Origin of the sequence: Granulicatella seriolae (genome assembly GCF_024543085.1) — a bacterium.
GTDB lineage: Bacteria > Bacillota > Bacilli > Lactobacillales > Aerococcaceae > Granulicatella > Granulicatella seriolae.
In genome coordinates this window covers 39,547-61,379 of record NZ_JANHNZ010000006.1, presented here as the reverse complement: position 1 = coordinate 61,379, position 21,833 = coordinate 39,547, and the positions used below count along the sequence as shown (strand labels likewise).

The 21,833-nt window shown below is 37.8% G+C and carries 20 protein-coding genes; 17 read left to right on the top strand and 3 right to left on the bottom strand.

Going from position 1 to position 21,833, the window contains the following annotated elements; translation table 11 throughout:
• The first annotated feature begins 103 nt into the window (after window positions 1-103).
• The 14 genes from pcrA (at window position 104) to NPA36_RS07030 (ending at window position 16,787) form a co-directional block, all read left to right on the top strand.
• Entirely contained in the window at window positions 104-2,425 is a 2,322-nt protein-coding gene (gene pcrA / locus NPA36_RS07095; RefSeq protein ID WP_256945458.1) for a DNA helicase PcrA, read from the top strand.
• Window positions 2,426-2,448: 23 nt separating this feature from the next.
• On the top strand, window positions 2,449-4,473 hold the full coding sequence (gene ligA / locus NPA36_RS07090; RefSeq protein ID WP_407932801.1) for an NAD-dependent DNA ligase LigA: 2,025 nt from the start codon (window positions 2,449-2,451) through the stop codon (window positions 4,471-4,473).
• On the top strand, window positions 4,473-5,597 hold the full coding sequence (locus NPA36_RS07085) for a CamS family sex pheromone protein (RefSeq protein WP_256945423.1): 1,125 nt from the start codon (window positions 4,473-4,475) through the stop codon (window positions 5,595-5,597). The genes ligA and NPA36_RS07085 overlap by 1 nt, the downstream gene beginning before the upstream one ends.
• A gap of 82 nt (window positions 5,598-5,679) precedes the next feature.
• Window positions 5,680-5,988, top strand: coding sequence for an Asp-tRNA(Asn)/Glu-tRNA(Gln) amidotransferase subunit GatC (gatC, locus tag NPA36_RS07080; protein WP_256945422.1), 309 nt, complete (start codon window positions 5,680-5,682; stop codon window positions 5,986-5,988).
• Window positions 5,985-7,442: an Asp-tRNA(Asn)/Glu-tRNA(Gln) amidotransferase subunit GatA gene (gene gatA / locus NPA36_RS07075; protein ID WP_256945421.1), complete on the top strand. Its 1,458-nt coding sequence runs from the start codon at window positions 5,985-5,987 to the stop codon at window positions 7,440-7,442. The genes gatC and gatA overlap by 4 nt, the downstream gene beginning before the upstream one ends.
• A 12-nt stretch (window positions 7,443-7,454) precedes the next feature.
• Window positions 7,455-8,885: an Asp-tRNA(Asn)/Glu-tRNA(Gln) amidotransferase subunit GatB gene (gene gatB / locus NPA36_RS07070; RefSeq protein ID WP_256945420.1), complete on the top strand. Its 1,431-nt coding sequence runs from the start codon at window positions 7,455-7,457 to the stop codon at window positions 8,883-8,885.
• Between the two features lie 227 nt (window positions 8,886-9,112).
• Complete coding sequence (locus NPA36_RS07065; RefSeq protein ID WP_256945419.1) at window positions 9,113-9,388, top strand: hypothetical protein; 276 nt, start codon at window positions 9,113-9,115, stop codon at window positions 9,386-9,388.
• 826 nt (window positions 9,389-10,214) lie between these two features.
• On the top strand, window positions 10,215-10,538 hold the full coding sequence (locus tag NPA36_RS07060; RefSeq protein WP_256945418.1) for a PTS lactose/cellobiose transporter subunit IIA: 324 nt from the start codon (window positions 10,215-10,217) through the stop codon (window positions 10,536-10,538).
• A 12-nt stretch (window positions 10,539-10,550) separates the two neighbouring features.
• On the top strand, window positions 10,551-11,951 hold the full coding sequence (locus NPA36_RS07055) for a PTS sugar transporter subunit IIC (protein ID WP_256945417.1): 1,401 nt from the start codon (window positions 10,551-10,553) through the stop codon (window positions 11,949-11,951).
• Window positions 11,952-11,985: 34 nt separating this feature from the next.
• Window positions 11,986-13,440 (top strand): glycoside hydrolase family 1 protein, encoded by a 1,455-nt coding sequence (locus NPA36_RS07050; protein ID WP_256945416.1) that lies wholly within the window; start codon window positions 11,986-11,988, stop codon window positions 13,438-13,440.
• Complete coding sequence (locus tag NPA36_RS07045) at window positions 13,440-13,757, top strand: PTS sugar transporter subunit IIB (protein ID WP_256945456.1); 318 nt, start codon at window positions 13,440-13,442, stop codon at window positions 13,755-13,757. Before NPA36_RS07050 ends, NPA36_RS07045 begins: the two co-directional genes overlap by 1 nt.
• Window positions 13,758-13,772: 15 nt before the next feature.
• Window positions 13,773-14,822 carry an oxidoreductase gene (locus NPA36_RS07040; RefSeq protein ID WP_256945415.1) on the top strand — a complete coding sequence of 350 codons (1,050 nt, stop codon included), beginning with the start codon at window positions 13,773-13,775 and terminating at the stop codon, window positions 14,820-14,822.
• Window positions 14,819-15,676: a DUF7916 family protein gene (locus NPA36_RS07035; protein WP_256945414.1), complete on the top strand. Its 858-nt coding sequence runs from the start codon at window positions 14,819-14,821 to the stop codon at window positions 15,674-15,676. The genes NPA36_RS07040 and NPA36_RS07035 overlap by 4 nt, the downstream gene beginning before the upstream one ends.
• A 400-nt stretch (window positions 15,677-16,076) precedes the next feature.
• Window positions 16,077-16,787 carry a GntR family transcriptional regulator gene (locus NPA36_RS07030; protein WP_256945413.1) on the top strand — a complete coding sequence of 237 codons (711 nt, stop codon included), beginning with the start codon at window positions 16,077-16,079 and terminating at the stop codon, window positions 16,785-16,787.
• A 114-nt stretch (window positions 16,788-16,901) separates the two neighbouring features.
• On the opposite strand, the gene NPA36_RS07025 is transcribed toward NPA36_RS07030, so the two are convergent.
• The 3 genes from NPA36_RS07025 to NPA36_RS07020 all read right to left on the bottom strand — a co-directional run bounded on the left by NPA36_RS07025 (window position 16,902) and on the right by NPA36_RS07020 (window position 18,589).
• Window positions 16,902-17,675, bottom strand: coding sequence for a MerR family transcriptional regulator (locus NPA36_RS07025; RefSeq protein ID WP_256945412.1), 774 nt, complete (start codon window positions 17,673-17,675; stop codon window positions 16,902-16,904).
• Window positions 17,676-18,153: 478 nt separating this feature from the next.
• Window positions 18,154-18,234, bottom strand: coding sequence for a hypothetical protein (locus NPA36_RS10300; RefSeq protein WP_407932802.1), 81 nt, complete (start codon window positions 18,232-18,234; stop codon window positions 18,154-18,156).
• Window positions 18,206-18,589 carry a potassium channel family protein gene (locus tag NPA36_RS07020; protein ID WP_256945411.1) on the bottom strand — a complete coding sequence of 128 codons (384 nt, stop codon included), beginning with the start codon at window positions 18,587-18,589 and terminating at the stop codon, window positions 18,206-18,208. Before NPA36_RS07020 ends, NPA36_RS10300 begins: the two co-directional genes overlap by 29 nt.
• Window positions 18,590-18,742: 153 nt before the next feature.
• Between NPA36_RS07020 and NPA36_RS07015 the strand changes: the two genes are divergently transcribed.
• The 3 genes from NPA36_RS07015 (at window position 18,743) to nadE (ending at window position 21,829) form a co-directional block, all read left to right on the top strand.
• The gene (locus NPA36_RS07015) at window positions 18,743-19,255 is read left to right on the top strand and encodes an HdeD family acid-resistance protein (RefSeq protein WP_256945410.1); all 513 of its coding nucleotides are present in this window, start codon (window positions 18,743-18,745) and stop codon (window positions 19,253-19,255) included.
• Window positions 19,256-19,497: 242 nt separating this feature from the next.
• A complete protein-coding gene (locus NPA36_RS07010) occupies window positions 19,498-20,979 on the top strand; it encodes a nicotinate phosphoribosyltransferase (protein ID WP_256945409.1) in 1,482 nt (493 codons plus the stop codon).
• 22 nt (window positions 20,980-21,001) lie between these two features.
• The gene (nadE, locus tag NPA36_RS07005) at window positions 21,002-21,829 is read left to right on the top strand and encodes an ammonia-dependent NAD(+) synthetase (protein WP_256945408.1); all 828 of its coding nucleotides are present in this window, start codon (window positions 21,002-21,004) and stop codon (window positions 21,827-21,829) included.
• The last annotated feature ends 4 nt before the right edge of the window (window positions 21,830-21,833 follow it).

The window sequence follows — 21,833 nt, the reverse complement described above, 5'->3', positions numbered from 1 at the left end:
GACTGTCTGAGATGTCGCTCTTCAACTAAACCTAACGAACCAAGTCTCAAAAACCCAAGATGAAAGGAAGTCTCCTGTGACAAATCTAAAACTTGTTCAAGGTATGAACCCCAGACAAAAAGAAGCTGTTTTACATGTGGAAGGCCCCTTGCTGATTATGGCAGGTGCTGGAAGTGGTAAAACACGAGTTCTAACTCATAGAATGGCCTATCTCTTACAAGAATATGACGTGAATCCGTGGAATATTCTAGCTATCACCTTCACCAATAAGGCTGCTAGAGAGATGAAAGAACGGGTGGAAAAATTAGTAGGTAGCCAAGCACAAGATATGTGGGTGTCAACCTTTCACTCCATGTGTGTTCGCATCCTCAGACGGGAATGCGAAAAACTAGGCTATGCTAGAACGTTCACTATCAGCGATCCTAGCGAACAACAAACCCTTGTTAAACGTATCATGAAAAAACAAAATATCGATTCCGATAAATTTAGCCATCAGATGGTTTTAGGCAAGATTAGCCAAGCCAAAAATGACCTCTTAGGCCCAAATGAATTTGAAAGCTACAACAAGGGCTATATCGACTCAATAGTGGCAAAAATCTATAAAGACTACCAAAAAGAACTCAAACAAAGTATGAGCATGGACTTTGATGACCTCATCATGCTAACGGTTCAACTCTTCCAACAATTCCCTGAAACCTTAAGCTTCTACCAAAACAAGTTCCAGTATATTCATGTGGATGAGTACCAAGATACCAATCATGCCCAATACAAACTCGTCAAACTCCTAGCTGAAAAACTAAAAAATATCTGCGTTGTAGGAGATGCTGACCAAAGTATTTATGGCTGGCGTGGAGCTAATATGGAGAATATCTTAGACTTTGAAAAAGATTACCCCAACGCAAAAGTCGTGCTCTTAGAACAAAATTACCGCTCAACCAAAGTCATATTAGAAGCGGCTAATCAAGTCATTCAAAATAATCAACAACGAAAAGAAAAGAATCTTTGGACAGAGAATGACCAAGGGCAAAAGATTAGCTATTACCGAGCACAGTCCGAACAAGATGAGGCTCTCTTTGTTGTCAGTCAAATCCAAGAGCACATAGCCAATCAGCGAATGAACTATGATGATTTTGCCATACTATACAGAACCAATGCCCAATCACGTATTTTGGAAGAACGCCTTTTAAAAGCCAATATGCCTTACCGTATGGTCGGTGGACAACGATTCTACGACCGCTTAGAAATCAAGGATATTCTAGCTTATCTACGGCTTTTGATTAATCCCTATGACGACATGAGTTTTAGACGGGTTATCAACTCCCCAAAAAGAGGGGTAGGCCCAGCCAGTCTAGAGAAATTAGCTGATTTTGCTAGCATGCACGATATGTCCTTACTAGAAGCTAGCCGAAATAGCGTCTTAGCCAATATCAAAGGCAAGGCTGGTAAAGGGATTAGCGACTTTGCTAAAATCTATGAAGATATAGCCAAAATGCAAGAATTTTTACCGTTCAGTGAATTGATTGAAGAATTTATCAAACATACGGGCTATATTCAACAACTACAGTTAGCCAACAACTTAGAGTCCGATGCTCGAATTGAAAATATTCAAGAGTTCATTTCTGTGGCTAAACAATTTGAAAAGGACCGCTTGGACTTGGAAAGTGAAGAGCCGGCACTCATTCAGTTTTTAACTGACCTAGCCTTGGTTAGTGATTCTGATACGCAAGACCAAGAGGGCAGGTCTGTCACCATGATGACCCTGCATGCTGCTAAGGGGCTAGAGTTTCCAGTCGTTTTCTTGGTCGGTATGGAAGACGGTATTTTCCCATCAAGTCGCTCTATTATGGAAAACGATGATGTGGAAGAAGAGCGTCGTTTGGCCTATGTAGGCATTACTCGTGCAGAGGAAAAACTATATCTAACCAATGCCTATTCCCGCCTACTTTACGGCAGAACCCAATCCAATAGAGCCTCTCGTTTTATCGATGAGATTGATCCTAAACTTTTAGACGAAAGCCGTGGAAGCCTGTCAAATGGCTATAGCGGAGGGTATGGATCTTCTTATGGTAAGACCTCTTCATACGGCGGCTCCTCTTATAAAGAAAGTACGTATACAGGTAGCTCATTCACTTCTTCAAGAAGTTCCCAATCGTCATTTCAAAAGAATGCATCTAGCGACCGTTCTAGGATGGTTGCCAACAAGGCTATGTCAACACCACACAAGGCTAGTGCCAGCTCAGCAGAGACGGAAACGTGGCAAGTTGGTGATAAAGCAGAACATAAGAAATGGGGCATTGGAACAGTTGTTAAAACTAGTGGAAAAGATACCAGCCTAGAATTAGATATTGCCTTTCCTTCAGAGGGGATTAAGCGTCTCTTGGCTAGCTTTGCCCCTATTACCAAAGTAAAAGATGCTAACCAATAACCATTCAGTAAGGGAGAAATGTTATGACTATGACAGAACACGAAGCAAAACTTGCCATAGACAAATTACGACAAGAGCTTGATGCCAATAGCTATGCCTACTATGTAAAAGATAGTCCTTTGATTTCCGATAGTGACTATGACAAGCTTTATCAAGAGTTACTGCAATTAGAGGCGGACTTTCCGTCTCTAGTTACAGCAGACTCACCCAGTCAACGTGTAGGTGGAATGATCCTATCAGGCTTTGAAAAAGTTGTTCATCAAGTACCCATGCTCAGTTTGTCTAATGCTTTTAACAAAAATGACTTACTGAGTTTTGACCAACGTTTGCGAAAACTGACAGAACAAGACTTGAATTATGTTTGCGAACTTAAAATTGATGGTCTATCCATTTCTCTCCAATATGAAGATGGTATCTTGGTTAGAGGAGCAACTCGTGGAGATGGAACAATTGGCGAGGACATCACCCAGAATATTAAAACGGTTAAATCCATCCCTTTAAAACTGCAAGAACCTATCAGCCTTGAGGTTAGGGGCGAATGCTTTATGCCCAAACAATCGTTTATAGCCCTCAATATGAGTCGTGAACAGGAAGGGCAAGAAGTCTTTGCCAATCCACGCAATGCTGCAGCAGGTAGTTTGAGGCAACTCAATTCAGCTATCACAGCAAGTCGGAATCTTGATGCCTATTTATATAGCACGGCAGATGCCAAATCATTTGCAGCAAACAGCCAGGAAGAACTCTTAGAAAGAATGACTCAACTTGGCTTTCGAACTAATAATTTGAGACGAATTTGTGGTACAATAGATGAAGTTTGGAGCTTTATCGAAGAGATGACGCTAGAACGCAACCAACTGCCATATGAAATCGATGGGATTGTGGTCAAGGTAAACCAGTTTTCTGCTCAAGAGGAGATTGGTTTTACCGTTAAAGCACCTAAATGGGCTATAGCCTATAAATTCCCAGCAGAGGAAGCCCAAACGATTATTCGTGATATAGAATGGACTGTGGGCAGGACCGGTGTTGTGACACCGACTGCTATCATGGACCCAGTGCAACTTGCTGGTACTATTGTTCGTAGAGCAAGTTTGCATAATGTTGACTTGATTCGCCAGCGTGATATTCGCTTATTGGATACAGTTGTCGTGCATAAGGCGGGAGACATTATTCCTGAAGTCACTCGGGTTATTTTAGAAGAGCGACCACTTGATTCACAACCCTATCCTATCCCACAAACCTGCCCAACCTGTCACAGCAACCTAGTTCATCTAGAAGAGGAAGTGGCACTGCGTTGTATCAACCCAAAATGTCCAGCCCTTCTTAAGGAAGGTTTGACCCATTTTGTCTCCAGAGATGCCATGAATATGACGGGCATTGGTGTGCGAATTATTGACCAGCTATTTGAAAAACACTTAATAGAGGATGTAGCTGACCTCTATCGTTTGACCCTAGACCAATTACTAACCATGGACAAGGTCAAAGAAAAATCAGCCAGCAAGATGCTACAAGCAATTGAAAAAAGCAAAGAAAATTCTTTGGAACGCCTCTTAACAGGTCTCGGAATTCGTCATGTAGGTACCAAGGCAGCCCTACAATTGGCTCAGAATTTTAAAACCCTTGCCAATTTGATGCAAGCTAGCCTAGAAGATCTCTTACAAATTGATGGTCTAGGTACAGTGATTGCTGATAGTGTACAAACCTATTTTAGCCTAGAACCAGTCCAAGAGATGATGCAGGAACTGCAAGATGCTGGAGTCAATACTATCTATCTAGGTCTAAGTTTGGACGAGATTGAGTCAGTAGACTCCATTTGGCAAGATAAAACGGTGGTCTTAACAGGGACCTTGGACAACTATTCTAGGTCAGATTTGAAGAAGATGATTGAGTCGCAGGGCGGTAAAGTAACGGGATCAGTTTCTAAAAAAACAGATCTTGTTGTTGCCGGAGAAGCGGCAGGAAGCAAACTAGACAAGGCCTTGGAACTAGGAATTCCAGTCTGGTACCAAGATGACTTGGACCAGGCCATGGAAGGAAAGGAAAATGAATGATGAATAAAAAACAAGTGCTAGGATTGATGGCAACCAGCCTCTTTCTAACGGGTTGTGTTGGTTTGGATAACCTATCATCACAATCCAGTGGCGATCAAAAAACTAGTGAAAACACAGTGACGGTACAATCGACAACCAATCAGCTATCCAATGATTATTACCGCGCTCTTATTATTGATGGAAAATACCAACCTAGCCAGTCAAGAGGGGTTAGCTTGAGTTTAAATTCTGGCTTTAACATGCGGAATTTTGAGACAGGTTTAATCGGTTTGTCACGCAATATTTTCCCGACTAGCCAATATTTTTTCCAAGAGGGACAAATTTTAAATACGGCAACCATCAATAGTTGGATTAATCGTACCAGTGATACCAATCCAGAAGGCTTAAACCCAGCAGCTACGGGAGACGCAGCGGGGGCTGGCAGAACTCCTTATTACCTAGCTCAAATTCTAGAGCAAGACTACATGATTCAAACAGAAAATAACTTTGAATTGGGTGGTATCAGTATCGGATTGGCTATGAATTCTGTTGATTACTATACGGCTAATGATGTCAACCTCCATCAAGAAATATCTGATGAAACCTTGCAAGAACAGGGCAAGGCCATGGCAAACACCATTCTAACGCGCTTGCGCCAAAATGATGCGTTAAAGAGTGTACCTATTGTTTTTGGTATCTTTAAACAAACCAGTGAAGATGATATTGGTGGTGGTACCTATGTTTTGGAAGCTACCTCTATCGAAGGAACTCAGGTCAGTGAATGGATACCGCGGAATAATAAGATTGTGGTTCTGCCTTTATTAGAAGGCGACCCAACAGAAGAGTCCATTGCTTTTGAAAACTTTAGAAGTGAAGTGCAAAACTTCTTCCCTAATCTTTCCGGAGTGACGGCTCGAGTGAATTATTCCGACAATGTCGCTAAGAAAATGGTCGTTTCTGTCATGACTCAATTTTATGGCGAATCAGAGATTATTGCTTTAACCCAACACGTGACCGATGTAGCCAATAAGTACCTACCGAAAGCTGTACCGGTTGAAGTTAGAATATCTTCCATTAACGGTATGGAAGCATTCCTCATGCAGGATATGGAAAAAGGTGTCTTTACCTATCATGTTTTTGACTAAGTCGTTTCAGACTTAGCCAAAACTGATAGCAGCTAGGTTACCTTAATCAAGTAAAAATAAGAATAAAAGTGAGGCAAACGAGATGGCAATTGAAGAAAAAGAAGTTCACCATGTGGCTCGGCTAGCTAAACTAGCATTTGCAGACGACCAAATCATTCATTTTACAGAACAAATGAGTGATATTATCGATATGGTTGAAGAACTAGAATCCGTAGATACAAGTGGAGTACCAATTACGACACACGGCTATGCCTTAGTCAATGTTATGCGTGAAGATGTGGCAGATGCAGGAACACCACGTGAGTTACTAATGAGAAATGTAAAAACGTCAGAAAATGGATACATACAAGTGCCCGCCATTATGGGCGCAGATGAGGAGGGTGAAGCATGAGTTTTTTTCAAGATAAAACCTTAGTGGACTTGCATGAAGGCTTGCGCAAGAAAGAGTTTACGTCTCTTGACTTGACCAAAGAAACCTTTAAAGCCATTCGAGACATCGATCCTAAAGTTGAGGCCTTCCTGACTTTAAACGAAGAAGCTGCACTCCTTCAAGCACAAGCTGCTGACCAAAAAGGCTACAGTGAAGAAGTGTCTTTACAAGGATTACCAATCGGTATCAAGGATAATATTGTTACAAAAGATCTAATCACTACTGCTGCTAGCCGTATGTTAGAGGACTTTAACCCAATTTATGATGCGACTGTGATGGACAAGTTGAATGAGATTGGTGCGGTTACTGTTGGAAAACTAAATATGGATGAGTTTGCTATGGGTGGGTCTACTGAAACATCTTACTTTAAGCAAACCAAAAACCCTTGGGATTTAAGCAAAGTTCCCGGTGGTTCAAGTGGTGGTTCTGCTGCTGCTGTTGCTTCAGGACAAGTCTTAGCCTCTCTTGGTTCAGATACAGGTGGTTCCATTCGTCAACCAGCTAGCTTTACTGGTGTTGTAGGGATGAAACCAACATACGGACGTGTGTCTCGTTTTGGATTGATTGCTTTTGCCTCAAGTTTAGACCAAATCGGACCATTTACCCGTACAGTAACGGATAATGCTTTGGTATTAGAAGCTATTTCCGGTTATGACAAACGTGATTCAACAAGTGTTAAGCAAGCTGTGCCTGCCTATCATAAAGGCTTGACAGGGGATATTAAAGGTATGAAAATTGCTTTGCCTAAGGAATATTTTGCAGAAGGTGTCGATAAAGAGGTTCAAGAAGCTGTCCTTAAAGCAGCAGAACAATTCAAAGCTTTGGGCGCAACGGTTGAAGAAGTGTCCTTGCCTTACTCAAGATACGGAATTCCTGCCTACTATATTATCGCATCATCAGAAGCGTCATCTAACTTACAACGATTTGATGGCATTCGTTATGGCCATCGTTCAAATAAGGCGGAAACCTTGGACGAGTTATATGTTAAGAGCCGTTCAGAAGGCTTTGGGATGGAAGTCAAGCGCCGTATTATGTTGGGAACCTTCTCTTTAAGTTCAGGCTATTACGATGCTTACTTTAAAAAGGCTGGACAAGTAAGAACCTTAATCAAACGTGACTTTGAACAAGTTCTAAGCCAATATGATTTGATTCTGGGACCAGTTTCTACGTCAACCGCGTTTGGGTTAGGGGAGCACAATGATGACCCAATCAGTATGTATATGTCTGACTTACTAACTGTTCCTGTTAACCTAGCGGGGCTACCAGGGATTTCAGTTCCAGCTGGTTTTTCCAAAGAGGGATTGCCAATTGGTATCCAATTGATTGGTAACTATTTCCAAGAACAAACTATCTACCAAGCGGCCTACGCCTTTGAGCAAGCAAATGACTATTATTTGCAACGCCCAAGTTTATAAGGAGGACTATAAATGAATTTTGAAACCGTAATTGGGCTTGAAGTCCATGTTGAATTAAAAACAGAATCCAAGATTTTTTCTCCTTCGCCGGCTCATTTTGGTGCGGAACCTAACACCAATACCAATGTTATCGACTGGGGTTATCCAGGGGTTCTACCTGTTATGAATAAGCGAGCGATTGAATTTGGTATGCGAGCAGCACTTGCCTTGAACTGCCAAATTTCTCAAGAAACAAAATTTGATCGTAAGAACTATTTCTATCCTGACAACCCAAAGGCCTATCAAATTTCGCAATTTGATTATCCGATTGGGCATGATGGGTGGATTGATATTGAAGTTGATGGCATGACCAAACGTATTCGCATTGAACGGGTTCATTTGGAAGAGGATGCTGGGAAAAATACGCATGGAACAGATGGCTTTTCTTATGTTGACTTGAACCGTCAAGGAACGCCTTTGATTGAGATTGTGTCAGAAGCGGATATGCGTTCTCCTGAAGAAGCTTATGCTTACTTGGAAGCCTTGAAACAGATGATTATGTTTACTGGCGTTTCCGATGTCAAGATGGAAGAGGGGTCTATGCGTTGTGATGCCAACATCTCTATTCGTCCTTATGGGCAAGAAGAGTTTGGGACTAAGACTGAGTTGAAGAACTTGAACTCCTTTAACTTTGTGCGTAAAGGCTTGGCTCATGAAGAAACTAGACAGGCCAATGTCTTGCGTGTCGGTGGAATCATCCAACAAGAAACCAGACGATATGATGAAACGACTGGTCAAACTATCCTGATGCGGGTTAAAGAGGGATCGAGTGACTACCGTTACTTCCCTGAGCCTGACCTACCAAACTTGCAGATTTCGGATGAATGGGTAGAAGAAGTGCGCCAACGCATTCCTGAAATGCCAGCCAAACGCCGTGAACGCTACACCAAAGAATTTGGTTTGCCAGATTATGATGCTATGGTCTTGACGCTTTCAAAAGAAATGTCAGACTTCTTCGATCAGACAGTGGCAGCTGGAGCTGATCCGAAACTAGCCTCCAACTGGTTAATGGGTGATATTTCAGCTCATTTAAATAGTCAAAAATTAGAACTACATGACTTGAAATTGAGTCCAGAAAGCTTGGCGGAAATGATTCGCTTGATTGAAGATGGGACTATCAGTTCTAAGCTTGCTAAGAAAGTTTTCTTGCTTTTGGCCAATGAAGGTGGTACTGCTAAGGGTGTTGTTGAGAAACATGGCATGGTGCAGTTAAGCGACCCAAGCCAATTGTTGCCAATTATCCAAGACGTTTTAGCCAATAACCAACAATCTATTGAAGACTACAAGAACGGAAAAGATCGTGCGGTAGGATTCCTAGTTGGACAAATCATGAAGCAAACAAAAGGTAAGGCCAACCCAGGAGTGGTTAACCAATTGTTGCAGGATGAGTTGAAGAAAATTTAATAATGAGTTTATGGAAACCTAGAAGCCGTGGTGCTTTTAGGTTTTTTGTTTTGGATTATGGTAGTCGAGCATCCAGAGCATCTGTCGGGAATGAGAACGGTGGCACCGCCGAAAGCCTTGGTCTCTCGGCTTAGCTGTCTACGTGACTGTCTATTGTCGAAAAAGTCTATTCACAAAGAAAGTTACAGCTAGGTCGTTTTGCCTTTCTTTTTCTAGTAGGTTATTGTGTGCCACTCTTGTTATTTATGGTTGGATTTTTAGTCATTGGTCTGATGAATGGCGTTAATCCATTTATTTTGCCAATTTCCTACTACAGTCAAACAGGGTTAATGGTGACTTCGATTGGGGCATTTCTTGTCCAAAGTATATTGTATCAGGTTCTTGGTCTCTTGGTTATCTACCAATTGGTCCGCCTTTTCATTTGTTTGGGAGCTGATTTACCTTTGATTTTGATTGCCCTTGTCCTGGGTTGGTTGCCTGTGATGGTGTCATCCAGTTTGTGAACTTATCTGCCTATGGTGCATGCACAATCTCTTTATGTGTTTGCAGAGAAAAGTAGTCATCTGCGCTTTTCACTTCAGGAGGGGGTTATCTTGTTGGGTGTTGATGCTCTGGTGATAACGGGAGTGTTGGCGCTTGTTAGGAAGAGGAATCAGATATATTTTATTTAGGTTGTTTTGCTTTAGTGTATAGGGTATATCATTTCAACTTAGCTAGTTGGATTAGTTTTAACCTTTCAATAATATAAATATAAGGTTTAGGTAAAAAATATATTTAAAGCTATTCTTATTAGATGAGCATCGCTAAATCAAGAGCTTTTTCTTTAATCTATAAAAAACTTTAGATGATTAGTCAAAAATCAATAGGATACATACACGCTAAGGTTGCTATGCTGTACACCTTGATTTTACTTAAATTATCTAAAGTTTTTTATGTTTTTTGTTTTGCAAATAGAAATTCCCAAATTATAAATGTTGAGTTAAAGGAGGTAGATTATTTTTATGAGAATTATTTTTTTATTTTTGAAGTTGCTGATAGTAGAAAATGATTAATCTATATCAAAAAAATTTAATACAAATTGGCATTTTAGGGGATTATTACCAGACTGTATTTGGAACTATTTTAAGTATAATTAAAAATCTTTTTATTTTTAAACTTTTTAAAACTGATAGCATGAAAAATTTAAACAACCACGCTAATGTTTCTAAAAAATTACAAAATAATTAATATATCATTACATATCATAAAATAATATAGATGTTTAATTTTATTTATATATAATATTACTTAAGGAAACGTTTACTTAAAATTATCATGAGGAGGATTTAAATGGATGGAATGGAAGAAATTTCGTTTTTAATGATTGCAGATATTGGAGAAGCAAAATCATTAATCATGAGTAGTATTGATAAAGCATCAGAAGGGAACTTTGATACGGCTAAAGATTTAATCAATGCCTCCAATAAAAAAATGGGACAAGCACATGAGAGGCATTTTGGATTAATTCAAAATGAAGCACAGGGCGAAAAAATCGCATTGGATTTATTGTTTATCCACGCAGAGGATCAATTGATGAGCACATCACTTTTAAAAGATTTGGCAGAAAAATTAATTATAATGTATGAAAAAATGTATGACTTAAAAAACAAATAAGGAGGGTTTTGTATGAATAAGGAAAATAAGATTTTAAAAAGCATTAATAATTTTGCACAAAAAATGGCTTCACAAATTTATTTTCGTGCACTCAGAGATGCTTTTGTTACAACTGTTCCTTTTTTAGTTTTAGCTGGTCTTATGATATTAATTAACAATGTTATTATCAATCCTGAAACTGGGTGGTTAAACAATTTAATTTCCAATACTACCTTAGCAACTTGGCAAGAAATTGGTAATAAGATAATCAACGGGACTATGAATAGCTATTCACTATTTATCGGAATCTTAATTTCATACAGCTTAGCAACTAGTCGGAAGGCAAGTAATCCAATCTTTTCATCTATCGTTACAGTTGCTGTATTATTCATCGTTTTGCCACTAACAAGTTTCGCCACTCCAATTGGCAGCGAACAGATCATAGAAATTTCTGGATTTGTTCCATATTCATATTTGGGAACAGGAGGGATTTTCGTTTCTATTCTTTGTTCCATTCTTTCAACAGAAATATTTGTCAAATTATCTAGTACAGATAAATTAAAAATTAGATTAACAGGTGGAATACCTCCTGCTGTTGCTCAAAGTTTCGAAGCGCTAATTTCAATCATCTTAACCTTATTAATATTTAGCTTTGCTTCCTTTTTAATTCATTTGACAACTAGTTTTGAAATTCATGATTTAATCAATAAAATGATACAAGCCCCTTTAGTCAATCTTACTACTAGTTTACCTGGATTTATTATTTTATGCGGAGTCACAAACTTGCTGTTCGCCTTAGGAATTCATCCTAGCGGTATTGTTAATCCAATATTAGAGCCACCTTTGTTAGTTGCTATGCAACAAAATACTGAAGCTTTTGCCAATAATTTGGATATTCCGAATATTATTGTTCTTCCATTTAGAGACTTATACGGGCATATAGGAGGAACAGGATCCACTATTGCATTGATAATTGCGATTATCTTATTTAGTAGAAAAAAAGCCAATCGTGATTTTGCAAAAATGGCTGGACCTTTAGGTGTGTTTAATATTAACGAACCAGTAATTTATGGATTTCCTGTTGTCTTTAATCCATTAATTATGATTCCTTTTGTGATTGGACCTTTAATTTCATTTTCAGTTGCATATTTTGCAACATGGGCTGGTTTAGTATCTAAAATTGTAGTTTTTGTTCCATGGTCAACACCACCACTGATTAATGCATATATGGCTAGTGGGGGCGATATCAGAAATGTGATTTTACAAATTGTTCTAATTGCATTGATGGTAGTTGTCTATTTCCCATTCTTAAAAGCATATGAGTTTAGTATGGGAGTGGAAAGTAATAATAATTCTGGTCCTGAAAATATATCAATCCAAAACTTATCAGATCAAGATTCAGACAATTTCGATGAGTTTAAAGATTTTATGTAGGAAATTTGTGTAGACTTGAAAGGGGAAAAACAATATGCAAGATGAAATCTTAAGCGGATTTCCACCAAATTTTTTATGGGGATCTGCTTCAGCAGCCTATCAAGTCGAAGGCGCTTGGAATATAGATGGGAAAAGTGAGTCTGTTTGGGATTGCTTTGTTCGAATAGAAGGTAAAACATTTAAAAACACAAATGGTGAAATTGCTGTGGATCACTATCATCGTTTCAAAGAAGATATAAAACTTATGGCAGAGCAAGGTTTGAAAGCCTATAGATTTTCTATTGCTTGGACTCGTATTTTCCCAAATGGTCGTGGAGATGTTAATCAATCCGGAATAGATTTTTACATGAATTTAATTGATGAGTTACGAAAAAATAAAATTGAGCCCATTGTTACACTGTATCATTGGGATCTCCCACAAATATTGCAAGATGAGTATGGTGGTTGGGAAAGTAGAAAAATTATACCTGATTTTGTCAATTATGCTAAAACTTTATTTGAAGCTTTTAATGGAAAAGTTAAATATTGGATAAGTTTAAATGAACAAAATATTTTCACTTCTTTTGGTTGGCAACAAGCTTTGCATCCACCAGGAAAAACTAATGACAAATTATTTTATCAGGTAAATCATATTGCAAACCTAGTTAATGCAGCAACAATAAATATTTTTCATGAATTAAATATTTCAGGTCAAATTGGTCCCAGTTTTGCCTATACACCACAATACTCTTATAATAGTGATCCAATAAATGTTCTAGCAGCAGAAAACGCTGAAGAATTAACTGCAAATTTTTGGTTAGATGTTTATTTATATGGTTCATATCCTCATGCAGCTGTATCATATTTAAGGAAACAAGGAGTAATGCCAAAAATAACTAAAGAAGACGAGATACTTTTAAAAAGTGCTAAACCTGACTTTATTGGAATCAATTATTACCAAAGTTCTACTAATAGTTATAATCCATTGGGAGGAGTTGGCAGAGGTAATTTAAATACCACAGGAAAAAAAGGAAGTGTTAAAGAATCTGGAGTCCCTGGAGTCTATAAAAAAGTAGTCAATCCATATACCAATCGAACTAATTGGGATTGGGAAATTGATCCTATAGGACTTAGAATTGCAATAAGAAGACTTACTAGTCGATATCGTATGCCAATATTAATCACAGAAAATGGTTTAGGTGAATATGATAAAATAGAAAATGGCAAAGTACATGATTATTACCGTATTAATTATCTTTCTGCACACGTAACTGCAATTCAAGAAGCAATATCTGATGGCGCAAACGTGTTAGGTTACTGTACATGGAGTTATACAGATCTACTAAGTTGGTTAAATGGTTATCAAAAAAGATATGGTTTTATATACGTTGATCAAGATGAAACACAAAACGGAAGTCAAGTACGATACAAAAAAGATAGTTATTACTGGTATAAAAATTTAATAGAAAAACATAGCGAATTAACTAATAGAAAGGTGAAGTGTGAGTGATGGTGAACATTTTATTGTGTTGTAATGAAGGTATGTCAACAAGTTTTTTAGTAAAGAAGATGCAAGATATTGCAACAAAAAATCAATTAAAAGTAAGAATCTGGGCTGTTTCAGAACCCAAAGTTGATACGGAGAGCTTAGAAGCAGATGTTGTTCTTTTAGGTCCACAAATTGCATTTTTGGAGGAAGCTATCACCAAACGTCTAGGTGGTCGTATCCCCGTCGAGACGATAAGTGCAGAAGATTTTGGTCGCATCAATGCATCAACTATTTTAAAGAGAGCACTAACATTGGTCAGAGAAAACAAAAAAAACTGAAAGTAGGTTAGTTTTATGCTGAAAATGGGTCTTATTGGCTTTGGAAAGAGCGCAAATCGTTATCATTTGCCCTATATAAATCTAAGAAAAAACATTCAAGTTAAAACGATTTACAATTTATCAAGAAATCCAGAACTTGAACAGGAATATGCTGAAAAAGGGGTGGATTTTACTACTGATTTAGAATTTCTACTTAATGATAACGAAATCCAACTTATTTCTATTTGTACCCCAGCACACACTCATTATGAATTAGCTAAAAGAGCAATCCTTGCAGGAAAGAATGTGATTGTTGAAAAACCATTTTGTTCAACGCTTTCTGAAACAAAGGAATTATTAAATTTAGGAAAAGAATACAATGTTATGGTAATGCCTTTTCAAAATCGTAGATTTGATGGTGACTTCTTAGCTCTCAAACAAGTTTTAGAGCAAGGCTATGTTGGCGAACCATTGGAATTAGAAACACATTTTGATTATTATCGTCCAACAAATACTCCAAATCCAGGACCAATTGTTGAGGGTACATTCTTTGGATTGGGAATTCATACAATTGATCGAATAATTTCCTTATTTGGTCGCCCACAAAAAGTAGCTTATGACATTCGTTCTGTGCAAAATAAAGGTAGTCTTGATGACTATTTTGATGTTGATTTGCACTACAGTAATCAATTCAAAGCCAAAGTAAAAACCTCTCATCTTGTAGCCAAAAGTTATCCTCAAATAATTTTACATGGAACTAAAGGAAGCTTTATTAAATATGGTATTGATCAACAGGAAAATGATCTGAAAGCTGGCATTTCTCCTGATGCCCCTGGATTTGGACACGATTCCCCCAATCAATATGGTAGTTTGAGATATTTAAATACAAATGGGGATTGGATTGAAAAACAAATTCCAACCCCCGTCGGAGACTATGGTCGTGTTTATGACTTTGCTTACGATACAATTATTAATGGAGCACCAAAACTAGTTAGTGACGAAGAAACAATCACCAATATAGAAATTCTAGAATCTGGATTTATTCAAGAAAATCCTAGTGTTTTCAAATTGGAGAGTGGCAAATGAAACGATTACTTATGTGGGTATCTTCTGATTTTAAAGGATTGGAGAGCTCTCTTACAATAAAAGATGCTATTTTAAAGTCTGAAGGAAGAACAATCATTTGTGATATCTCAGCTGAAACGTCACCTCTTTATAAAGAAGTTACCAATGGTGAATTATTAGCAGCCTTTGGATCTGACTTATTATTATTAAAAGACATTGATGTAAAAAATCCTATTATTAGTGGTTTAGAAAATGAAGCTCAACCACTCGAAAAGCTAAGGGATTTAACCGGATTAGGAGTAGGTATAAATCTTGAAATTACTGATTATGGCCCAAAATTCAAAAGTTTTAACTCAGAAAGCCTGGTCGCTGCAATAAATTTAAATCCTGATTTTATATCTCTAACTGGCTATAATAAACCAGAAGTCACACCTGAACGAATCAGAGAAGACTTGAAGATGATTCGCACAAGATATGATGGATTTCTTATGCTTAACCCTGTCGTGTCACACGGAATGGAGCTGGATATCACAAATCTTATTAGCTATATTGATGCTGGTACTGATCTAATTGTCCTTCCTGCACCAGGTTCTGTTCCCGGTGTTACTGAAGATCTATTGTTTAATTTAACAACAGAAATAAGAAAAAAAGGGGCACTAGTCTCTGCTACTGTTGGAACTTCCCAAGAAAGTACAGATGAATCAACAATAAAAAAAATAGCTTTGTCCGCCAAACGTTCAGGTGTAGATGTGTTTGAACTTGGTGATGCAGGTGCTTCTGGTATTGCTTCATTAGAAAATATTTTTTCTGCTTCAATTGCAGTTAGAGGTAAACGCCATACATATACTCGTATGGCGCGTTCTGCTAAACGTTAGTTAAAAAAATAACGGCTTTTTTTCCAAACACTTACACCCTATCGATTTACTAATTTTCAAATTTTTATATTTTACCTAGTAAGTTAGCATATCAAATCAAAAAGGATCAGAAAATAGATAATCTTGAGATTTAGAAACTAATTTTGAAAATAAATATTGCGTAAGATATAGATAAAACAAGCCATTTCTATGCCTATTCTTAGACCTGAGATGGCTTGTTTTCTGTTTTTTTGTAACTCAAAATGTTTATTACTACTAAACTGCTTACAAAACACTTCATTTATAGACAATATACTAGATTGTGTGATACATTAAAACCATGCAAAAAAAATATATGACTAGTAACTAAATTATATATATATAATTATGCAAAAGAACAGTGAAAGGATTTGAATTTTTGATGAATTCAAAACCAAAGTATATAAAAATTTATGAAGATATTAGAGATAAAATTATGTCTGGTGAATATAAAATAAATCAAAAACTGGCCGATGGCAATACTCTAGCAAAACAATTTCAAGTTAGTGCTATGACAGTGAAACGAGCACTAGATGAGTTGGTTTCTGAAGGTTTTATTGTCCGAAGACAGGGTGATGGTAGCTACGTTAAAAATTGGAACAAAGGACAGAGCTCTAATTTTTATTCCATAAACGGTACTTATATTCGTTTTCCAAATCAAGTTACCTCTAAGGTTCTAAAATTTGATATAGAGTATCCTACAAAAGAAGTTGCAGAGAAATTATCGATCCAAGAATCTGACTTCATTTATGTTATCAATAGACTTAGGTTAATTAATGATATTCCCTCAATAATAGAATACACATATATGCCTATTACAGTTATAAGTAATTTGAGAATACAGGATGTTGAATCATCAATATATCGATATATAAAAGAAGTCTTACAGTTAAACGTACAAAGTTCATTTCTAAACATTATTGGTTGTCGCCCAACAGAGTTAGAGAAAAAGCATCTTCAACTTTCGGATACTGATTTTTTAATGCAAGTTGAGCAAATTGCAAATTTAGATGATGGTCGTATATTTGAGTACTCTATTGCACGTCATATTCCTGAAGAATTCGAGTTTAAAACATTATTATTTAACAATTAATGTCCCCACTAAAGTAATTAATTTTTTGATAAAAAGCTAATTTGCGCTTATATTAACTCATATTATACTAATCAGAAATTTTTCATTCAGTCCGTTCTGCTATCTTATCTTTTTCTAGCCACTAACCTCATCAGACTCACAGTATATCTTCAACGCTTCATACAGAAATTCTGCACTACCTTCTTTGATAGCATCATAATATGCTTTAAAACGAGGGTCTTCTACATAAAGTTGACCTAGTCCAAGATGGGCTTCTTTTGAGTAACTAGGCCATGAGTAACCCAACCATTTTCTGTGTAGTTCGCAAACTTCTTGGGCTAGTTGGCTGCTAGGGTCGCCTTGTTCCAAAGCTAATTTTAAGGTTTCATTTATCTGTAAGGATAGATTTTCCATTTCTGTAAATTCTTGTGGGCTTAGTTCCAGCATTTTTGCATTACTCTCATCTATGGTCTTGTCACCGTATTTCTCTCGAATCTCTGCACCATATTCTTTTTCATTCTCTTGAATCATTTGTTTCTTAAAACCTTCAAATTTTTCTTTGTCTGTCATTTTTATTTCTCCTTTCTTTTGAGCCAATGTCTTTTCGACAGTTGTAATTAACAAGTCAAGCTGTGTTTTTTTCGCTTTTAATGCCAGCAAATGGTCTTGAAGTGCCGACATACTATCATAATCTTTTGAGTGCACTATTTGTTTAATGTCGTCAAGTTGAAGTCCAAGTTCTCGGTAAAATAAGATTTGTTGCAAGAGGTCGACTTCTTTTTGGCCATAGATTCTGTAGCCGTTACTGCTAATTCGCTGTGGGGATAGCAATCCAATTTCATCGTAATAGCGCAAGGTTCTATTGGTCAGTCCAGCAAGATTTGCGAGTTTATTAATGGTGTACTCCATGTTTGCACCTCCTTGATACGTATAGGCCGATATTTTAATAGAAAATATTCTATCATTCACACTAGTGTTATGCTCTACCCATTTAAGCATAAGTTAACTATAAACCATTCCGTAAGGTAAAGGTCAACACTTTTTTTAGATTGTATAAAAGGAATTTAATTTATAAAATGGATTTTCTAGTCGCAAAAGAGTTCCCGAGTAATGGCTCAGAAATCGAACTGGCGCTATAGGTGATGGGCAAAAAGTCCATATTCCTATAAAACAAAAGACTTTCCGGAAAATATATCAGGAATAACGGTGTAAAGCATAGCTGACGCACAGTGACTGTTTCGGCTTTAGCCGATTTACAGTCACGTAGACAGCTAAGACCGTGAGACCAAGGCTCACGGCGGTGCCACCGTTTCGATTCCTGATATATTTTCCGGAAAGTCTTTTGTGGTTTAAAAGTAGAATTTATTACGGGTTATTCACCCAACTTCTATTCCAACAGATGTATCTGAGAACTCAAATGCGTACATAAAATAAATGTTTTAGCTATCTGATTTCTCAGCTTTTTCATGCTCCTCATACTGAGACAGCCGTTTGTTCATTTCCAGATAGTAACTAACCACAATACCGGAAAGGCAGCCGAAAAAGAGGAGCCCATATAGTGCCAAGAAGACACTGATCACTCGACCGATGATGGTTGTCACAACGATATCGCCGTAACCTAATGTGGTTGAGGTCACAAAACAGTACCAGATGCTGTCGCCAATGTTGGTGATGCTAGGCTCGAAAATGTATAAACCTACAGCAGCTATCAACAGATAAACGACAAATGAAGCAATAAACTTTGTAAAGCCAGTTACTTGTAGAATTCTCCATAAGACTCTTGACGGCTTTAGATGTGCTGGTTTTCTTGAATGATTGAACATAGTTTTTCCTGCTTTCTATAGTGAAGTTAAGTGAATAATACCTATTTCAAACTTCATTAGCAAGTGAAATAATTGAGAAATGTCAAAATTATGATATAATTATGACATAAATATCATATGTTTATAAAAAAGATAGAAAGAAGGAGTGTAATCATGAAGAAGTCAAATAAGTGGCTTTTCTTACTTGTTGGGATTTTGTATCTTGTGGCGGCATATTTTGTATTGACTAATCCTGTCTTGAACTTAGCGTCTTTAGGCATTATTTTATCTGTTTCTATTTTATTTGATGGGATTTCTCAAATCATAGCTTATTTCAGTGCGGAAGAAAAAAGTGGTTGGAACTTAGCTAACGGTATTTTCTCTGTTATTGTCGGTGTATGGATGTTGAGCGGCACATTCTTAGAATTGGCCCTATCTATTCCGATGATTTTTGCTTTCCTAGTCCTAATGATTTCTGTTACACGATTGATTTCTGGATTTGAAGTCAAAAGAATTGGTCTTAAAGAAGGCGGCAATTTCTTAGTGATTTCTGGTATTATTGGAGTCCTTATTGGTCTTGTCTTGCTTTACCATCCAGTATTGTCTGGAACAATTATTACGACTGTCATGGTCATTGCATTAGTGTATCAAGCAGCAATAAATATTTGGTTATTTTTCAAAGCGTAGTGACATCTAGCTAAAGATCACCTTATTTTCTCCCCCCCTTAGAAGCTTCCGCCAGAGTTTCTGAGGGGTGTTTCTTTTCAAAGAGTCATTCTCTAATAAAAAAATAAATTTTTCGAAATATCTTCTAAAAAGTGGTACACTTGACTCAGTATTAAGTAACTAATCATTCCTAAAAACAGACAGCGAAAGGAAGTGAATGGGTAATTTTTCCAATCTCCCATGGGAAATGACGCCCCTACATTATGACAATCACAAGCTATCCAGATGACAGTTTAACGCTACACACTGATTTGTATCAAATAAATATGATAAAAACCTATTGGGACCAAAATTTCCATAATAAACATGCTATTTTCGAAGCTTATTTTCGTAAAATGCCTTTTGAAAATGGTTATGCAGTTTTTGCGGGACTTGAACGTTTGGTTTCCTATATCAAAGACTTACACTTTTCACCAGCAGATATTGATTACTTGAGAGACTTGGGTTATTACCCAGAAGATTTCTTGGCCTATTTGGCGGATTTTTCATTTCATGGAAATATCCGTTCTGCTCGTGAGGGAGAACTTGTTTTTGCCAATGAGCCTATTGTGCAAGTAGAAGGTAGCCTGGCAGAATGTCAGTTGATTGAAACGGCCTTGTTAAATATTATCAATTTTCAGACCTTGATTGCGACCAAGGCTTCTCGTGTTAGAATCGTGGCTGAGGGAGACCCAATCTTAGAGTTTGGAACGAGACGGGCTCAAGAGCTAGATGCGGCTTTTTGGGGGACGCGTGCGGCTTATATTGGTGGTTGCGATGGCACTAGTAATGTGCGAGCGGGTAAAATTTTCGGTATCCCAGTTTCTGGAACGCATGCACATTCCCTAGTCCAAGCCTTTAGGGACGATTATCTGGCCTTCAAAGCCTATGCGCAATCCCACAAGGACTGTGTTTTCTTAGTAGACACCTATGATACATTGAAATCAGGGGTGCCTAACGCCATTCGGGTTGCCAAGGAAATGGGTGATAAGATTAACTTTAAAGGGGTTAGGATTGACTCTGGCGATATGGCTTATACTTCTAAAAAAGTTCGCCAACAACTAGACGAAGCTGGCTTCCATGATGCAAAAATTTATGCGTCCAGCGATTTAGATGAAAAAACCATTTTAAACTTGAAGATGCAAGGAGCAAAGATTGATGTGTGGGGAGTTGGCACTAAGCTCATTACGGCTTACGATCAACCAGCGCTAGGGTGTGTGTACAAGTTGGTTAGTATTGAAGACCAAGAGGGAAATATGGTGGACACCATGAAAATCTCCAGCAATGCCGAAAAAGTTTCCACGCCGGGTAAAAAACAAGTTTGGCGTATTACGCGTAACAGCAATGGCAAGTCTGAAGGGGATTACGTTGCTTTGTGGCACGAACGACCAGACCAAGTGGATGAACTCTTCATGTTCCATCCCGTTTATACCTACATCAATAAAACGGTAACGGATTTTACAGCGCGTCCTGTCTTGCAAGATATTTTCCTAGATGGCAAGTTGGTCTATCAAATGCCTGAATTGAAAGAAATAAAAACCTACTGTGACCGACAACTAGATGAGTTGTGGGATGAATACAAACGTATCCTAAACCCGGAACCATACCCAGTTGACCTATCTCAAGAAACCTATGACCAAAAAATTAGTAGTATTGAGGCTATTCGCCAAGAGGTAAAAGAAAAGGCTGAACAAATTCGTATCTAGACTCAAGGAAGGAGTTTGTAGGATGAGACCATTGCAAAAAGAAATTATTGAAACGTTGAAAGTAAAATCTAGCATTGATCCACAAGGAGAGATTCGAAATAGCGTTAACTTCCTTAAGGATTACCTTATCAGATATCCATTTTTAAATGGCTACGTCTTGGGGATTAGTGGTGGGCAAGATTCTACCCTTTCTGGTATCCTAGCACAGATGGCGGTAGACGAGCTCAACCAAGAACAAAGCGAGAAGACCTACTCTTTTTATGCTATCCGTTTGCCTTATGGGGTACAGGCAGATGAGCAAGACGCTATGGACGCTATTGCCTTTATGAAGGCTGAGCAAGTGTTACGAGTAGACATCAAACCGGCCGTGGATGCGACTTGGGACAGTCTTGTGGCAAGTGGCATGACTATTAGTGACTTTAATAAGGGGAATATCAAGGCTCGGCAACGGATGATTGTTCAGTATGCTATTGCTGGCCAAACCAATTGTGCGGTTATCGGAACAGACCACGCAGCTGAGTCAGTCACTGGATTCTATACTAAGTTTGGTGATGGTGGTGCGGATATTTTACCGATTTGGCGGTTGAACAAAGCCCAAGGAAGAGAAATGCTGCAAGTTTTAGGTGCACCTACTAGCTTATACGAAAAAATTCCAACAGCTGATTTGGAAGACGACCGTCCTAGTCTGCCTGATGAAGTGGCACTTGGGGTGACTTATCAAGATATTGATGCCTACCTTGAAGGGAAAGAAATTACAGAAGCATCCGCTCAAACGATTGAATCTTGGTATATAAGAACTCAGCATAAACGTCACCTGCCAATTACCTTATACGATACTTGGTGGAAATAATTTT

Coding starts and splice junctions, on each gene's coding strand:
- pcrA (WP_256945458.1), top strand. CDS start 104: ATGAACCCCAGACAAAAAGAAGCTGTTTTACATGTGGAAGGCCCCTTG.
- ligA (WP_407932801.1), top strand. CDS start 2,449: ATGACTATGACAGAACACGAAGCAAAACTTGCCATAGACAAATTACGA.
- NPA36_RS07085 (WP_256945423.1), top strand. CDS start 4,473: ATGAATAAAAAACAAGTGCTAGGATTGATGGCAACCAGCCTCTTTCTA.
- gatC (WP_256945422.1), top strand. CDS start 5,680: ATGGCAATTGAAGAAAAAGAAGTTCACCATGTGGCTCGGCTAGCTAAA.
- gatA (WP_256945421.1), top strand. CDS start 5,985: ATGAGTTTTTTTCAAGATAAAACCTTAGTGGACTTGCATGAAGGCTTG.
- gatB (WP_256945420.1), top strand. CDS start 7,455: ATGAATTTTGAAACCGTAATTGGGCTTGAAGTCCATGTTGAATTAAAA.
- NPA36_RS07060 (WP_256945418.1), top strand. CDS start 10,215: ATGGATGGAATGGAAGAAATTTCGTTTTTAATGATTGCAGATATTGGA.
- NPA36_RS07055 (WP_256945417.1), top strand. CDS start 10,551: ATGAATAAGGAAAATAAGATTTTAAAAAGCATTAATAATTTTGCACAA.
- NPA36_RS07050 (WP_256945416.1), top strand. CDS start 11,986: ATGCAAGATGAAATCTTAAGCGGATTTCCACCAAATTTTTTATGGGGA.
- NPA36_RS07045 (WP_256945456.1), top strand. CDS start 13,440: ATGGTGAACATTTTATTGTGTTGTAATGAAGGTATGTCAACAAGTTTT.
- NPA36_RS07040 (WP_256945415.1), top strand. CDS start 13,773: ATGCTGAAAATGGGTCTTATTGGCTTTGGAAAGAGCGCAAATCGTTAT.
- NPA36_RS07035 (WP_256945414.1), top strand. CDS start 14,819: ATGAAACGATTACTTATGTGGGTATCTTCTGATTTTAAAGGATTGGAG.
- NPA36_RS07030 (WP_256945413.1), top strand. CDS start 16,077: ATGAATTCAAAACCAAAGTATATAAAAATTTATGAAGATATTAGAGAT.
- NPA36_RS07025 (WP_256945412.1), bottom strand. CDS start 17,675: ATGGAGTACACCATTAATAAACTCGCAAATCTTGCTGGACTGACCAAT.
- NPA36_RS10300 (WP_407932802.1), bottom strand. CDS start 18,234: ATGAAAAAGCTGAGAAATCAGATAGCTAAAACATTTATTTTATGTACG.
- NPA36_RS07020 (WP_256945411.1), bottom strand. CDS start 18,589: ATGTTCAATCATTCAAGAAAACCAGCACATCTAAAGCCGTCAAGAGTC.
- NPA36_RS07015 (WP_256945410.1), top strand. CDS start 18,743: ATGAAGAAGTCAAATAAGTGGCTTTTCTTACTTGTTGGGATTTTGTAT.
- NPA36_RS07010 (WP_256945409.1), top strand. CDS start 19,498: ATGACAATCACAAGCTATCCAGATGACAGTTTAACGCTACACACTGAT.
- nadE (WP_256945408.1), top strand. CDS start 21,002: ATGAGACCATTGCAAAAAGAAATTATTGAAACGTTGAAAGTAAAATCT.